Consider the following 15956-nt stretch of genomic DNA (forward strand, 5'->3'; position numbering starts at 1 on the left):
AAAGCGCCGATCGGTCAACTTTTTGAAAAAGGCGAAGAAGCTCGTCCAGCAGAAATTATATGCTGCTTTCCTTTTGATTCCCCCATTTGTGCACCCATTTCTCCATTTCCTTCAGCGCCGTTTGAAAATCGCTCCCTTTCTCGGTCAGCGAATACTCTACGGTAACGGGCACGGTCGGAAAAACTTGACGGCGGACAAGTCCGTTCTTCTCCAAATGGCGAAGCGTGTCCGTAAGTGACTGCGTCTTGATGACCGATACTTTCTTCTTCAGCTGATTGAACCGCACCGGGCCGCCCAGCAGCTCGTCGAGGACAAGAAATGCCCATTTGGCCCCGAGAATTTGCAGCACTTCACAAATGCTGGAGCTTGCCGGTTCCGTGACATGCAGGCTTTCACTTGGCTCTGTCATTTTTCATTCCTCCTATAAAAAAGTTAGTAGGTCCGCTTGATTGTCCAATGTCCAAATATTTTGCCTTCTTACATTATGAAATTTGCCATTCTATAATGTCAATAAATAGCCGCCTTGCTCCGGAGCAGCGGAATGAATCTAACACGAATAACCAAGGAGAGGTTTCTTATGCATACATCCGATCAACCGATTTTCGCCCCTTTTGAATTCCAGCGGGGGTTACGGCTTAAAAACCGCATCATCATGGCTCCCATGACACATATGAGCTCTAACCCGGACGGCTCCATATCCGAACAGGAACTGACCTACTACATGCGGCGCGCAAGCGGCGTAAGCATGGTGATCACCGCCGCCACTTGGGTTTCGGAAGCAGGAGGCCTTCCGGGAGCAGCCGGGGCGGACCGTGATGCTTTTATCCCCGGTCTGAGACGGCTGGCATCGTCCATTCAAGCGCAAGGAGCGGCGGCGGTATTGCAAATTTTCCATGCAGGCCGGCAATCCTCCAGAACCGGCGATTACGTCAGCGCCGGACCTATACCGGAGGATAAGGAGGGAGCCGCTATCCCTCGTGAGCTGACCGAAGCGGAGATTCCCGCGATTATCCGGGCATTCGGCGAAGCGGCCGGGCGGGCCGTCGACGCAGGCTTTGACGGTGTCGAAATTCATGGCGGCAACGGAAATCTGCTGCATCAGTTCTTCTCGCCCTACACGAACAGACGCAACGACCGTTATGGCGGCACTCTCCGGAAGCGTATGGCTCTGGCACTTGCTATAATCGAAGAAGTTCAGCGCACCGTCCGCTCAAGAGCGGTGAAGCCGTTTATCGTCGGCTACCGGTTATCGCCGGAAGAGCCCGGCACGCCCGGCATCACGATGTCCGATACGCTGGCGTTCGCGGATGCTCTTACGGACAGCGGCCTCGATTACATTCATATATCGCTAAATGATTTCAGGTCTGTGCCGAGACGCGGTGCCGACAGCTCCCGTTCCCGACTATCCATCATGCAGGAACGTTACGGTCACCGTATTCCGATCATTGGAGTAGGCGGCGTTCATACTCCAAGCGACGCGACCCTGGCCATGCAAACCGGAATTCCGCTCCTTGCCGTAGGCCGTCAGCTCGTCATGGAGCCCGATTGGATGAAGCTGGCTGCCGAGGGCCGTGAGGGCAAGATCAAAACAACACTTACAAGCAATGACCAGCAGCTGCTGGATATTCCCGATTCCATGTGGAGCCTTATTTCCAGCATACCGGGCTGGTTCCCGTTCGAGCGGCATTCCGAGAAATAAATCGACAAAAAAACGTTAGTTCGATAAATAATCTGAATATTTACAAAATTCTAATAAAGAGGTATACTTAGCCTATACCAATCGAGAGGGGATAGTCCATTGAAGTAAGTTAGCGAAGCGTGTCCCACTAACTTAGGAAGGAGTTCCGATTGGACAATAAAGGACATGCGGGGACCCCTGTTATAGAAAAAACGCCGTGACCAGAAGACACATACTTACGGAAGGATGGAATTTGGAACAAATCAAACGGAACGAGATGAAGGTCAATCAGGATAAGATCGAAATCGAGCATGGTTTGTAACAAATCAGTGAAAGGACCAAGAAGGAGCTTTTTTAAGAAGCGGAATGGAGCGTTAGAATAAATTGAATAGTTGTTTAGCAAGCATGTAAAGGGATTCTGGTTATCGCCGATAAGCAGAATCCCTTTTTAATTGCGTTTACAGGATCGGACTGAGAAGTCTCGATATCGATTCCTTTAGCCGGTTCATAAACGGACGAGCCGCATAGGTCTCAACCGTAAGACGGGTGCAGTACAAGGAATCCTCTTCAAATATGCGTTGCAGCTCAGCTGCCGTCTGCGTATCATATATGAAAGCATTCATCTCGAAATTCAATTTGAAGCTGCGAATATCGAGATTGGCTGTTCCGACCGAAGCGATTTTGCCGTCGATGACGAGCGTCTTCGCATGAAGGAACCCTTTGTCGTACAAATAGCATTTGACCCCTCCTGCCAGCAGCTCGCCCAAATACGAATGCGTCGCCCAATAGACGAAGAAATGATCCGGCTTGCTCGGCAGCATGATGCGTACGTCAACGCCGGACATGGCAGCGATTTTGAGCGAGGTCATTAAGCTTTCATCGGGAACGAAATACGGTGTCTGCAGGCAAATCGTTTGCTTGGCCGCGTAGATCATTTTGATATAGGCATCCTTAATTTGCTGATATTCCGTGTCGGGGCCGCTGGCCACCAGCTGCATGCCGATCGATCCCGCCTTCTCGTTCATAACGGGAAAATAAAGCTCGTTCAGCTCGATTCTGCCAAAGGCCGCAAGATTCCAATCCATGAGGAACTGCGCCTGCATCTGCAGCACCGCGTTGCCCCGCACCTTCAGATGCGTATCCCGCCATTCGCCGTAATGCTTGTTTAATCCCAGATATTCGTCTCCGATATTAAATCCGCCGATATAGCCGACATGACCGTCAATGATGGCCAGCTTGCGATGGTTGCGGTAATTGATTTTCAAATTCAGATACGGAATGCGCGATGGAAAAAAAGCCGCCTCCTTGCCGCCTGCCGCTCTGAGCTCTTGAAAATACCTTCTTGGCAGTCTGGAGCTTCCGATGTGATCATACAGAAACTTAACCTCAACCCCTTGCGCGGCTTTCGCGGCAAGTGCTCTCACCAGCCGTCTTCCAAGCTCATCGTCGCGGACAATGTAATAGACGAGATGGATGTGATGCTGCGCCGCTTCGATATCCTTGAGCAGCGCATCGAACTTCTGATTGCCCTCGGTGAAAATTTCAACCGCATTGTTGCTAGTGAACACCGCGTAGCTCGAGCGCAGATTCATATAGATCATATCTTGATATTCCCGCATATCCGGGTCATTAAAGCTTAACTCGCGGTCCCGAAGCTGCCGCATCTGCCTCTCTACCGTGTGCTCAATGATACGCTGGCTGTCGCCAAGCAGCTTATACAGCTTTCTTCTGCGAACCTTTTGGCCTAATATCAGATAAAGCACGAAGCCGAAGACCGGAATAAAGAAAAGAACCATTACCCAAGCCCAGGTCGTGCTCGCATTCCGCCGTTCCAGAAAGATAACGGTCAACGCCAAAAAAATGTTAAGCAGTGTGATTAGTGCATATGCGCTGTCCATTGTGGCCATTCGTGTAAAAGCACCTCAGTCATGTGTCAAAGTTAATGCGATCATACTCTATGGACGAATTATGTTCAAGCTTGAAAATATGCTACAATTCACCGTAAGTGATGAAGTGATGAAAAGACCGCGGGTAAGGCACTGGAGGAATAGCAGATGGACATTAGAAAGCTGAGGCTCGACGAGAAAGCGCTCGGTACCTTTAGCGAAGAACGCGACGAATATGAACGGGATTACGCACGGCTGATCCAGTCCCCGGCATTTCGGCGCTTGCAGGGAAAATCGCAGGTATTCGGCGCCGGAACGGGCGATTACTATCGGACAAGGCTCACCCATTCGCTGGAGGTGTCCCAGATTGCGCGCGAGGTCGCCCGCAGGCTTGGAAAGCAGTATGAATTTCTCTCGAAGAAGGAGCATCCCGGACTTGTGCTTGATCCGGCCGTCGTGGAGATTGCCTCACTTGCGCATGATCTCGGTCACCCGCCGTTCGGACATAAAGGCGAAGAGGTGCTGAATCATCTCCTGCTGGAAGAGCACGGCATCCCTTACGAAGGCAACGCGCAGAACTTTCGGATTCTTATGTTTCTGGAGAAACGCGCGGGCAGCGGCAGCGGCCTCGATCTGACGGCAGCCGTGCTGCTCGCCGTTAACAAATATCCGTTCGGCCTCGACGAGCCTGGACGTCTCAAAGGCGTGTACAACACCGAGTGGGGCGAGATCGAACAGCTGCGGCGCGCCTGGAAAATACCGATCGGCTGCTCCACGTTAGAAGCCCAGCTCATGGATCTATGCGACGACATTGCGTATTCCACGCATGATATTGAGGACGGCATCCGGGCCGGCAAAATTCAGATGAACCGGACCTTCTTCGAAGACAGCAGGCTTATCAACCATCTCGTTCAGGAGATCGTCGACGATAAGGGCAATACCAGCGTCGGTTGGGGTAAGGTTGACATTCCCGCCATGGTGAAGCGGGTGCTCGCCTCCTACCTCGAGCAGTGGGAAGCCTTATATGCCGGCTGCGACCACGAATCCTCCCGGACGAGACGTGAGATGAAGGCTCGCTGGGTCAGTATTTTCGCAGGCAAGGTCGGAATTATCGATGATCCTGCGCATGGCTGGAAGAAGGTAACGTTCGTAAACAACGGCCAGCAGGATATAGATTTGCTGCGGACGATGGAAATATTGAAGAAGCTCGCGTGGGTGACGCTTATTAAGGACTTCCGCGTGCAGCGGCTCCAGATGCGGAGCGAGATTATGATCCGGCGGCTGTGGGAAAGCTTCAAGGTGCCCGATTACGGCAGGCTGATTATCCCGCCCGATTGGATCGAAAATTACGAGCTGCACCGGAACAAATGGAGCTGGCCGCGCTTCGTGGCCGACTACATCTCGGGCATGACCGATGCTTATGCCGAGAAAGTATATGCCGAGCTGTACGCCAGCAAGTCCGGTTCGATTTATGAAATGGATTAAAAAAGCTCGGAAACCGATTTATGAATGAGTCGGTTTCCGAGCTTTTTTAGTGATAACTGCTTCGCATAGCTATCGACTCCGCTGCTAAAATCAGGTCAGACCGCCGTCCGCTGCAGCGCCCGCGCAGCCCGTCTAGCCCCGGGCGTTAAGATAGCTTGCCGCGCCTGCGGACAGCTCCGTGATGTAGTCGAAGAAGCGGACCGGATCGACGTCGTACACGAGACTGACGGGGCGGCCGTCCTTCGTCTCGATCGTACGGCCTTGGCTCGGGCCGTCCTTGACGACGCGGCTGTGTACCGTGCGCACGTGAACGAGGCCGGGGTCGCCGACAACGGCAGTGGTCAACACATCCCATAAGTAATAAGTCGAGTTTGTTTCCATATAGACAAGCGGCGGGCATGCCGCATAACATTGTCCGACAAAATCGAGACCCTCATGTCTGCGCAGCGAAGCCCAGCGGTTTCTGACTTCCGGCGTGAGCGGCACCTTATTCGTGCTCTCCAGAGCGACCAGGAGAATCGGTATTCCGCTATCCCACACCCGAGCCGCCGCATCCGGATCCCAGAACGCGTTCCATTCCGCCGTACCGTCATGCTCCGGCTCCTGTACGTTGCCCCGCTCCTCGAACGTTCCGCCCATCCAGACAAGCTTCTCGATCTTCTCTTCCATATCCGGCGCCTCATCTAATGCCCGCGCAAGATCCGTCAGCGGGCCGGTAAATAACAGCGTAACCTTCTCATCCGAACGCCGAAGCCGCTCGATCATATGCTGATGCGCTGGAAGATCGGCCTCCGCGGTCATCATCGTGCCGGATTCATTAAGGATAGGCAAAGCGTCCACAAAAAACGTATGCATCCGCCATTCCGCCGGAAACGGATTGCGTCCGCGCGAATTCGATCTCGCGACCTCTACCGCTCCCGTCTTCGCAGGGTCGCCGAACCGGTCAATGATCTTCCGGCTGGCTTTCACGCCCGGCTCCAAATATCCGTCGGCCGGAATGACGGATACGCCGGTCAGCTCCACCTCTTTCATCTGCAGCAGCAGAAACAACGACACCAGATCGTCAACGCCCGCATCGTGATTAAAATAAAGCTTCGTTCCCATGCAGATCCCATCCTTTCGAAGTATAAAACGATATATCGTTTGACCATCCTATAGCAAGGGAGGTGAATACAATGGCTAAGGATGTATTGTGCGAGGTCAATTCGTGCAAGTATTGGGCTGCAGGAAACCAATGCGCCGCTTCTTCCATCTACGTCGTCAATAACCGCAGCAAGCAAGCCAGCAACTCCGAAGAAACAGATTGCAAGACGTTCGAACCAAAGATCTAACGAACGTCCTCACCATTAGAAAAGCAGCGCAAGCCGCCGGGGGAAGTTTGCCGCCAGTAAACTTCCAGACATGCAGGATCCGCATTCCGCATACGCGGCAGATGCTTCCTGTACGTATTACACCGGTATGGCTTGCGCCGCTGCTATTGCTGCTTATTGTGTTACCGGAACGGCGTCGTAATACTCCTCAAGCGTCTCGCCGCTTTCTTCAAGCTCCGCTGCCACGTCAACGCCTACGTAGCGGATATGCCACGGTTCATATTGATAGCCCGTAATATCTTCTTTTCCTTTTGGATAACGAATAATAAATCCGTATTCGTGCGCATGCTCCGCGAGCCATGCCGCCTCGTCCGTATCCGCGAAGCAGTCCGCCGCCGCGCATTTGCCGTCGCTGCCGGATATGTCGATCGCCAAGCCCGTCTCATGCTCGCTTGTTCCCGGATACGCGCTGTATGTTCTGGCTTTCACAAGACCGTCTCTCTTCACGTAACGCTCGAACAAAGTTTTTTGCGTACTGTGCGAACGATAGGCGGATACGCCTGCCAGCAGAATGTTATCCTTCTCCGCCGCTCCGAACAACTCCTCCAGAGCCGACGCCGCTTCCTTGCGCAGCTTGCGCTTCTCAATCTTCTCTGAAAATATAAACCGCACGTCCGGGTATACTAAGTCTGTCGGATTGTAATCCTCGGGCAGCTTATTCCGCTTGTTGACAAGGACTCCAATATTTGCAGGCTCCGCGATGACAGCCAGCCCGTCTTCGCCGACTTCGGCGCTGCCGCCATTCGACGGCTTGTCCGTCTGCGCCTGATCCGGCTCTTGACCGTCCGCTTCGCCGCCATTCGAAGGCTGGTCCGCATTCCCGCCTGTGTCCCCTTCGTCCGGCTCCTCGGACGGAGTCACATCTTCCGTGCCCGAACCAAGCTCACCCTGCACTTCGCCCCCGCTAACCTCCGCCTCCTCTTCCGAAGGCGCCTGCTTTGGAGGAATTATCGCCGAATCCCCTGACTTTATAAAGGTGTAGCCGATCACCATAACCGCGCATACCATAACAAAAAATAAAAGCCGTCTTCTTCTTTTTTTCATGAAGAACCTCCACACCTATTGTTTTTACATATATTTCATGTCATTATAATAATCTGGGCATTACGAATGAGCATGAGATTCTGTTATCCTGTTAAGGCTTTTAAAGAGCTAATTAATAGACTACTAAAACCGCCGAAATGTTTCAATCCGTCCGCAGAAGATTATGATTGGGCTGACTGGTTGCGGAGGGTCCATTTGCCTTTTGACATTCGAGAGCAATTCGGAGCATAATGATTATGACTTCAGCGTACGTATATATAACTTCAAGCGGGCTGGGCCGGCACTATAGACGGCCTGTTTTTGCTTTGAAAGGAAGGCGATTATATGACATTTCTGACTCCAAAACGGCTGCTCAGCACTCGTCCCATCCTGTTCTTCTCGTTCATTATGCTGCTCAAAAGCTACTTGGCATGGATGGTCATATTCGAAGACGGGTTCTCCTGGACAACCATTTTAAAAGAAATTCCGTTCGTTCTTATCGTTTATTGTTTAATAGAATGGTTTGCTTCCAAGCGCAAGCTTCATTACTATTTAATTGCCAATCTGGTTATGACGCTCATTCTGTTCGCCGTCATTATGTATTACAAGTACTACGGCGTAATCGTGACCTATCTCGCGCTGCAGCAGGTCAATCAGGTGACCGCGGTTAAGAACAGCGTGTTCTCACTTATGGATCCTTATTATCTGCTTATTTTCATCGATATTATTATTATGGCCGTTATTTTGTTCCGGAAGAAGAAGGCTGTGAACTGGAAAAAAGAGAACTCGAAGAAAGAGAGCAAGCGGCTCGTCGTCGCGTTGTTCAGCATTTCGGTCGCGCTCTGCTTATTTAACATTCTGCCGAACCGCGCCAGCATGAACGAAATCGTCAAAGCGGAGCAGATGGGCATTCTCAACTACGAAGCTTACATGATCTTCTCGAAGAAAGAGATCGAGTATGTCGATCCGAACCAAATTACGCAGCAAAAAATCAACGCCGTCAAAAAGACCGAGCAGCCGGCAACGCCGCAGCTGTGGCAGAAAGCGGCCGGCAAGAACGTCATTATTTTGCAAATGGAGTCGTTCCAGAACTTCCTTGTAAATTTGAAGATCGACGGGCAAGAGATTACGCCGAATATCAATAAACTCGTGAACGAGAACTATTACTTCAAGCACTTCTACCAGCAGGTCGGACAAGGGAATACGTCGGATGCGGAATTCGTCGTGAACACGTCGCTCTACATCCCGCCGCACGGCGCGGCTACGATGGAGTACGCGGATAAAGAGCTCCCAAGCCTGCCTAAGCTCCTGAAGTCGCAGGGCTACGATACGTCGACCTATCATACGAACGTCGTTGAATTCTGGAACCGCGGCGATCTTTATAAGTCGCTTGGCTTCGACCGTTACTATGACCAGAAATTTTTCGGTACGGAGGATACCATATTCTTCGGATCGTCCGACGAGCATCTCTATGCGAAAACCGCGGAAGAACTTGACCGCATAAGCAAGACCGGCAAGCCGTTCTACTCCCATGTGATTTCGATGACGGCGCACCATCCGTATACGATTCCTGAGGATAAGTACAAAATGACCCTGCCTGAGCGTTATGAAGGCACCTTCGTCGGCGATTATATCCGTTCGCAGAACTATGCCGACTACGCGCTTGGCTTGTTCATCGAGGACCTGAAGGAACGCGGAATCTGGGATAACAGCTTGATCCTGCTATACGGCGATCACCTGGGTCTGCCGATCTACTCGCTGGACCGGGACGACAAAGACTTGATGGCTGAAATTTACGGCCGCGAATACGGCTACACCGATATGATCAATATCCCGCTTGTCGTTGCTTCGACCGGGGTCACCGAGCCGAAAGTATTCGACCAGCTGGGCGGTCAAGTCGATATTATGCCGACCATCGCGAATTTGCTTGGCATCGCCCTGGACGATCATATCTACTTCGGCCAAGACTTGTTCAACCAGACTTACAACGTGCTGCCGCAGCGCTATTACCTGCCAAGCGGCTCGTTCCTTAGCAGCAAGGAGCTGTTCATGTCCGGAAGCGGCTATGAGGACGGCAAGCACTACTCCTTGGCCGGCGACGGTTTAACGGAGCAGGAAGCGACGGAGGACGAATACCAGCGTGCGCTGGAACTTCTGAAGCTGTCCGACAGCTACGTCAGCCAGCTCCCAAGCTGGAAGAAAGAGAAATAAGCAAAGGCTCACCAAGGAGCAGCAACAGCTGCTCAAGGTGAGCCTTTTTTTCATGGATGCCGCCTAAAGCACAATTAGATGCTTTTAACCGCCTCGAGTACTTCCTTCACATGTCCCTCCACGCTGACGCTGCGCCATTCCTTCGCCAGAACGCCATTCTCGTCAATAAGGAACGTCGAACGCTCAATGCCCATAAACTCCTTGCCCTCCCAGCTGCGAAGCTTCCATACGCCGAACAGCTCGGATACGGTATGCTCCGGGTCGGACAGCAGAAGGAACGGCAGCTTGTGCATAGCTATGAATTGCTCATGCGAGGTCAAATCATCGGGGCTGATCCCGATAACCTCCGCGTTGTTCATGCCGAACCCGCCGTTAAAATCACGGAAATCGCAGGATTCCGTCGTACAGCCCGGTGTCATATCCTTCGGATAAAAATAAATGATAAGCTTCTTGCCGGCATAATCCGCAAGCTGTACATCCTTGCCATTCGAAGCCGACAGCTTAAAATTCGGCACTTGGCCGCCTACATGCAGGGCATTTTGTCCCATTTCTCATTCTCCTTTGTGTTTCATTCTGACCGGTCGTCGATTTACGCCTCGTTGCTTTCATAGAATAGAGCCGTCTCCGTTACGAAAGCCTTTGCTTTCGCATTTTCTTCATACAGCCCGTACCCCAGCATGAGCTTCATCAGCGCCGCTTCCGCCGACAGCTTCTCAATGACGATCGCACCCGCGTCAATCAAGCGTTGAGAAGAGGAATAAAGCGCGTCCGAACGGTCTTTGATCGGGCAAATATAGAAGTCGATGCCGAGCGCCCTGCAGCCCGCAATAAATTGCGGAAGGGAATACGGACCCTCCGGGACAGCGCACGCGGTGCCGGAATGATGCAAATCATGAAGAACCGCCTTCGGTTGATGCGCCGAGAAATCATAAAACGAATAATTCAGCCCCGGATAAGGCTTTATGTATACGATGCTGTCATCGATGGCGAGGGTATCCGGCTCCCAGCCCGGCTGTGCGAGCGGACGATTTCTCAAGTCATCCGGCTTAGGATTACGCTCATGCTCGCGCCATTGAAACCGCCGATTGACCATCGTGCCATAAGGTACGCCGTATGGACTGCCGAATTGGTCGGTGAAGGATACCGCCTGCGTTATTCTCGTGCCCAGATAGACAAGCGGCTCGCCTTGATCATTCTCGTAAATGACGAATATGCCCGGCAAGTCTTCATCCGCAGCAAAATCAACCGCGTTCGTAAAGTTTCGCAGACCGTTGCTCCGCTCGTCGGCCAGCGGATAATTGCTCGCCGTCAATACGACCGGTATCCGCGCATCGGCGAATAAATAGCTGATCATTGCCGCGCCGTACGCCAGCGTATCCGATCCGTGAGTGATGATCACCCCTGCATATGCCGTCAAATCCACGCTTCGAATAGCTGCAGCCAGCGTCCGGTAATCGCCCGGGGTCAGATTTTCGCTTAATAGGTTGAGGGGCTGTACCGAATGAAGCGTGACATCGCCGCGCTGCTTTCCGCTGTTGTTGTAAGCATCTATCAATGCATATGAACCCGACTCATGCACATCGATGCCGGCCCCCTGCTTTCTGCTGCCGATCGTTCCGCCTGTAAATATAACTAAAAGCTCTTTCACTTGTCCGCACACTGCCTTTCTTTCCGACTTTTGCTGCCTACCCGCTAAATGGAATACCTTTATCGTATATGTGTACCAGATGCCCGGTCAAGTACCGCCGCCCTCTCTTAACAGGTTTCCCTGCTATCGCGGGTTGATTCCGTTATTCATAACATTGATAATCATTGTCAATGATATAGGGAGGGAAAGCTTTCGTCCCGAATTAACGGATTCACATATGCTGCATACACAGTGTAAAAAATTTTATTGCAATACGATATATCGTTAACTTATAATTGCGATATATCGTATTCGAATAATTAGAGGTGATCGCATATGGCTACGGAACCAACAAAGACTCAGGAAGAACAGCTGCCCCCGAGCGGAGAAGAATATACAGCGGAAGAACCGCGCGGCAGCGGGAAGCGGTATTTTGGCCGTGGTGGCGTGAAGATCGCCCTGCTCCGGCTGCTCGAGGGCGAGCCGATGCACGGCTATCAGATGATGAAGGCCTTGGAGGAGAGGTCCGGCGGGCTATACGTTCCCAGCGCAGGCTCGATCTACCCTACCCTTCAGATGCTGGAGGAACGGGGCTTCGTCACCGCGCAGGAAGAGGACGGCGGCAAGAAGGTCTATTCCATTACCGGGCAGGGCCGCTCCGCTTTAACCATTTTGCCGGACAAATCAAGAAGAGACCCGGCGTGCGAGGGCCGGCACTCTCCGGAGGCTGAAGCCTACCGGTTCGAGAAAATCCGCCGCAAGCTCGGGCTGTCGAATGAATCCATCGATTTGCTGCGGCTCATTACCCGCGCGGAGCAAGCTGCAGCTGTCAATAAGGATCAACTGAAGCGGCTTCTGGAAGAGCAGCAGCGGCAAATTCTTGAACTGCTGGATACCGGCAATCATTCGGAAGCGGATAGCAATGAGGTGACAGTCTAATGCCAGCACAATCATCACCCGGCATGTCCGGCCATCGTTCCTTCCAGGCGCCGGCGGCCAAGCCGCAGCCGGGCAGCATTTGGGCGATGTATAAACGGATGTTTTTTCACGTGCGGTCGCACTGGCTCCTGCTGGCCGGCGCTTTCTTCTGCATCATCGCCGTATCGCTGCTCGAATTCGCTATTCCGCGGCTCTCGCAGTACACCATTGACGTGATTATTCCGGATAAGCGTTACAGCTCCTTAATAGGGGTAGGCGCCGGCGTGATCGGTACGGCTATCTTGCTCGGCGTCTTTCATTTTCTCAGCAGCCTGCTGCTGGCTTCGGTCGGCCAGCGCGCGGTCTATGACATTCGTAACGAAATGTACCGCCATATTCAGAAGCTGGATATCGGTTTTTTTGACCGCAACCGTACGGGGGATCTGATGTCGCGGGTGACGAATGACGTAAATATGCTGCAGCAGCTCGTCTCCTCCGGCATGATGTCGCTTCTTACCGACTGGTTCACGTTCGTTGTCGTTGCCGCTTATATGCTGTGGATCAATTGGCAGCTGACGCTTATTGTCCTTATTACGTTTCCTATTATGATCGTGACGACTCATTTCTTCGGCAAAAGAATGCGGGCGGCCTTCAAGAAGGTTCAGGAGACGGTCGCCGAGGTAAGCAACCATCTGCAGGATACGCTGTCGTCGATCCGGTTGATCAAGTCCTTCTCGAACGAGGATTTTGAATCCGACCGTTTCTCCGTCCGCAGCCGGAACAATATGAACGCCAACCTGAATGCGATCCGCATTCGCGCAAGCTTCGAACCGTTTATTGATTTGATGCTATTTGTCGGCTTGGCTTCCGTCCTTGTCGTGGGCGCGATGCATACGATGGACGGCAGCATGACGACCGGCACGATTGTCGCATTCATGGCCTATCTGCGGCTGCTGCAAAATCCGATCCGCAGGTTCAGCCGGACCATCAACACGATTCAACAATCGGCGGCAGCTTATGAACGGATCGTCGATATTCTGGGCACGCAGCCGCAGGTTACCGATGCTCCTGACGCGGTGGAGCTCACGGACGTTAAGGGCAGCATGGTTTTTAAGAACGTCAGCTTCGCTTATCATAACGATGTTCCGGTACTGAGAAATTTTGATTTTGACATTCAGGCAGGGAGAATCACCGCTATCGTCGGCTCCTCCGGCGCCGGAAAATCGACGATAACGCATCTGATGACGAGGTTCTACGATCCCCAGGAAGGCGAGATCACCATCGACGGCCAGCCGCTCACCCGCGTAACGATGAAGTCTCTGCGCGAAAATATGGGCATCGTCTCGCAGGATATCGTGCTGCTGAACGGATCGATTCGCGAGAACATCGTATACGGCAAGCCCGACGCGACGGATGAGGAAGTGATCGCGGCGGCTCGCGCAGCCAGCGCGCATGCATTCATTATGTCGTTTCCGCAAGGCTACGACGCCCAGATCGGAGAGCGGGGCGTGAAGCTGTCCGGCGGGCAGAAGCAGCGCATCTCCATCGCCCGGGCGATATTGAAAAATCCGCGCCTTATTATTTTGGATGAAGCCACCTCCTCCCTCGACACCGAGTCGGAGAAATCGATTCAGGACGCGCTTGCTTATTTGCTCGAAGGGCGCACCTGCCTGGTCATCGCGCACCGGCTGTCTACGATCCAGAAGGCAGATACGATCTATGTGCTCGACAAAGGCGACATTATCGAATCCGGCACGCATGATACGCTGCTCCGTCAGCAGGGCCGGTATGCCCAGCTCTATGAGCTGCAATTTCCGCAGAAGCTCTCAGCGGCAGAACCGGCTGCCGATGTAGATGCGTTGCCTCCCAGCCGCAAATCCATTGGGCGTTAAGCGGCGAATTGACGAAAAAAATAATCGGTACTACCATAGAAGGACGACATAATCTTTCATTCTAGCGCGTTCCTTTACCCTCTCCCAGGTTTCGGGTTTATACTATAAAGAAGAAGGTGTCCCCCGCTGTGCTTGATAACTTTAATTATAACGATAATGAATATTTGAGCGGCAGAAGCCGCCGAAATATGACGGGGGACTGCGAGAGCTGCTTCGGCTTGTGCTGCGTCGCGCTGCCCTTCACCGCGTCGGCGGATTTTGCGGTCGATAAAAAAGCCGGTCAGCCCTGTCAAAACCTGCAGACGGATTTCCGCTGCGGCGTCCATACGAATCTTAGACAACTCGGCTTTCGCGGTTGTACGGTGTATGACTGCTTTGGCGCGGGGCAGAAGGTTTCCCAAGCGACCTACGGCGGCCGCGATTGGCGCCAAGCCCCGAAGACTGCGCGGCAAATGTTCGAGGTGTTCTATGTCATGAAGCAGCTTCATGAGCTGATCTGGTATCTTACCGAAGCGCTGTCGCTGCGGGAAGCCCGGCCGGTTCATGATGAGCTTTCCTCGGCGCTGGACGAGACGGAACGCCTGACTGATCTCAGTCCCGACTCTCTCATGGATCTGGACGCGGCGGCGCACCGCGCAGAGGTGAATAAGCTTCTGCTTAGGACCAGTGAACTCGTACGGGAGGAAGCCCTTCGCAAGCTGAAGAGCCGTCCCGGCAATCGCAAGTCCTACGGCCGCGGAGCGGACCTGATCGGCGCCAAGCTGCGGGGAGCGGATCTTCGGGCAGCCAACTTGAGAGGAGCATATCTGATCGCCGCCGATCTCAGAGGAGCCGACCTGAGGGCGGCGGACCTGATCGGGGCCGATTTCCGCGACGCGGACCTCCGGGGTGCCGACTTAACGGGAAGCCTCTTCCTTACCCAGGCCCAGCTTAACGCGGCAAAAGGCGACGCACGCACCAAGCTGCCGCCGGTCCTTACCCGCCCGGCGCATTGGTCCGCTTGAGAGAAGTCGCAGCCGAATCACATTTCGTGCCCTTTCAGACTAGAATGAAATAATGGAAGATAACAACGGCAAGGGGTACGAATATGATTACGATAAAGACGAAGGAAGAAATCTTGAGGATGAAACAGGCAGGCGAGATCCTGGCAGCCTGTCACCGGGAAATCAGGAAGCTTATCCGCCCTGGCATCACAACAATGGAAATCGATCAATTTGCCGAAAAGTTTATGAAAGAGCACGGGGCTACGCCGGAACAAAAAGGTTACCACGGATACCCTTACGCGACCTGCGCTTCCGTTAACGACGTCATTTGTCACGGTTTTCCCAGTCAGACACCGTTAGCGGACGGGGACATCGTAACCATCGATATGGTCGTAAATCTGAACGGATGGCTTGCGGACTCCGCTTGGTCGTATGCCGTAGGAAAGGTATCGGAGAAGTCGCAGAAGCTGCTCGATGTCACGAAGGAAGCGCTCTATAAAGGCATTGAACAGGCCGTCGTCGGGAATCGGATCGGAGACATCTCCCATGCGGTTCAGAGCTTTGCAGAGCAGCAGGGGTATGCTGTCGTGAGGGAGTTTATCGGCCACGGCATTGGACAGAAAATGCATGAAGAACCTCAAGTGCCCCATTACGGGCCGCCTCATCGGGGTCCGCGTTTAAAAGAAGGAATGGTTATTACCATAGAACCGATGCTAAATACCGGGACATCCTACAGCAGGATTGATGAAGACGGCTGGACGGCCAGAACGTTCGATGGAGGTTTGTCAGCCCAATATGAGCATACGCTTGCGATTACGAAAGATGGACCGTTCCTATTGACGGAGCAATGACCGATATAGAGAAACGTATATCAAGCAGAAAC

Annotated in this window: 14 protein-coding genes; 8 read left to right on the forward strand and 6 right to left on the reverse strand. The window is 52.9% G+C overall.

Annotation, left to right across the window (positions count from 1 at the left end; translation table 11 throughout):
* Window positions 1-55: 55 nt before the first annotated feature.
* Window positions 56-409 (reverse strand): winged helix-turn-helix transcriptional regulator, encoded by a 354-nt coding sequence (locus H581_RS0100870; protein ID WP_051250363.1) that lies wholly within the window; start codon window positions 407-409, stop codon window positions 56-58.
* Between the two features lie 168 nt (window positions 410-577).
* On the opposite strand from H581_RS0100870, the gene H581_RS0100875 reads away from it, so the two are divergent.
* Window positions 578-1699, forward strand: a complete 1122-nt coding sequence (locus H581_RS0100875; protein ID WP_028608356.1) for an NADH-dependent flavin oxidoreductase — start codon at window positions 578-580, stop codon at window positions 1697-1699.
* 437 nt (window positions 1700-2136) lie between these two features.
* On the opposite strand, the gene cls is transcribed toward H581_RS0100875, so the two are convergent.
* Window positions 2137-3585 carry a cardiolipin synthase gene (gene cls / locus H581_RS0100880; protein ID WP_028608357.1) on the reverse strand — a complete coding sequence of 483 codons (1449 nt, stop codon included), beginning with the start codon at window positions 3583-3585 and terminating at the stop codon, window positions 2137-2139.
* 147 nt (window positions 3586-3732) lie between these two features.
* On the opposite strand from cls, the gene H581_RS0100885 reads away from it, so the two are divergent.
* Complete coding sequence (locus H581_RS0100885) at window positions 3733-5049, forward strand: deoxyguanosinetriphosphate triphosphohydrolase family protein (protein WP_028608358.1); 1317 nt, start codon at window positions 3733-3735, stop codon at window positions 5047-5049.
* A gap of 132 nt (window positions 5050-5181) precedes the next feature.
* On the opposite strand, the gene H581_RS0100890 is transcribed toward H581_RS0100885, so the two are convergent.
* Window positions 5182-6153, reverse strand: coding sequence for a nucleoside hydrolase (locus H581_RS0100890; RefSeq protein WP_028608359.1), 972 nt, complete (start codon window positions 6151-6153; stop codon window positions 5182-5184).
* A 71-nt stretch (window positions 6154-6224) separates the two neighbouring features.
* Here H581_RS0100890 and H581_RS36835 point away from each other — a divergent pair, with 71 nt between their 5' ends.
* Window positions 6225-6380 (forward strand): DUF1540 domain-containing protein, encoded by a 156-nt coding sequence (locus H581_RS36835; protein WP_084134399.1) that lies wholly within the window; start codon window positions 6225-6227, stop codon window positions 6378-6380.
* 153 nt (window positions 6381-6533) lie between these two features.
* Here the strand turns inward: H581_RS36835 and H581_RS0100900 are convergent, their stop codons facing one another.
* Window positions 6534-7463, reverse strand: coding sequence for a M15 family metallopeptidase (locus H581_RS0100900; protein WP_028608360.1), 930 nt, complete (start codon window positions 7461-7463; stop codon window positions 6534-6536).
* Window positions 7464-7787: 324 nt separating this feature from the next.
* On the opposite strand from H581_RS0100900, the gene H581_RS0100905 reads away from it, so the two are divergent.
* Window positions 7788-9653: an LTA synthase family protein gene (locus H581_RS0100905; protein ID WP_028608361.1), complete on the forward strand. Its 1866-nt coding sequence runs from the start codon at window positions 7788-7790 to the stop codon at window positions 9651-9653.
* 74 nt (window positions 9654-9727) lie between these two features.
* Here the strand turns inward: H581_RS0100905 and bcp are convergent, their stop codons facing one another.
* Window positions 9728-10201: a thioredoxin-dependent thiol peroxidase gene (gene bcp / locus H581_RS0100910; RefSeq protein ID WP_028608362.1), complete on the reverse strand. Its 474-nt coding sequence runs from the start codon at window positions 10199-10201 to the stop codon at window positions 9728-9730.
* A gap of 41 nt (window positions 10202-10242) precedes the next feature.
* Window positions 10243-11301 (reverse strand): asparaginase, encoded by a 1059-nt coding sequence (locus tag H581_RS0100915; RefSeq protein ID WP_028608363.1) that lies wholly within the window; start codon window positions 11299-11301, stop codon window positions 10243-10245.
* Between the two features lie 315 nt (window positions 11302-11616).
* Between H581_RS0100915 and H581_RS32645 the strand changes: the two genes are divergently transcribed.
* The 4 genes from H581_RS32645 to map all read left to right on the forward strand — a co-directional run bounded on the left by H581_RS32645 (window position 11617) and on the right by map (window position 15924).
* Window positions 11617-12219 carry a PadR family transcriptional regulator gene (locus tag H581_RS32645; protein ID WP_051250365.1) on the forward strand — a complete coding sequence of 201 codons (603 nt, stop codon included), beginning with the start codon at window positions 11617-11619 and terminating at the stop codon, window positions 12217-12219.
* On the forward strand, window positions 12219-14090 hold the full coding sequence (locus H581_RS0100925) for an ABC transporter ATP-binding protein (RefSeq protein ID WP_028608364.1): 1872 nt from the start codon (window positions 12219-12221) through the stop codon (window positions 14088-14090). Before H581_RS32645 ends, H581_RS0100925 begins: the two co-directional genes overlap by 1 nt.
* Window positions 14091-14278: 188 nt before the next feature.
* On the forward strand, window positions 14279-15094 hold the full coding sequence (locus tag H581_RS0100930) for a pentapeptide repeat-containing protein (RefSeq protein WP_051250376.1): 816 nt from the start codon (window positions 14279-14281) through the stop codon (window positions 15092-15094).
* Between the two features lie 83 nt (window positions 15095-15177).
* Window positions 15178-15924, forward strand: coding sequence for a type I methionyl aminopeptidase (gene map / locus H581_RS0100935; RefSeq protein WP_028608366.1), 747 nt, complete (start codon window positions 15178-15180; stop codon window positions 15922-15924).
* Window positions 15925-15956: the final 32 nt, after the last annotated feature.

Origin of the sequence: Paenibacillus harenae DSM 16969 (assembly GCF_000422465.1) — a bacterium.
Lineage (GTDB): Bacteria > Bacillota > Bacilli > Paenibacillales > Paenibacillaceae > Pristimantibacillus > Pristimantibacillus harenae.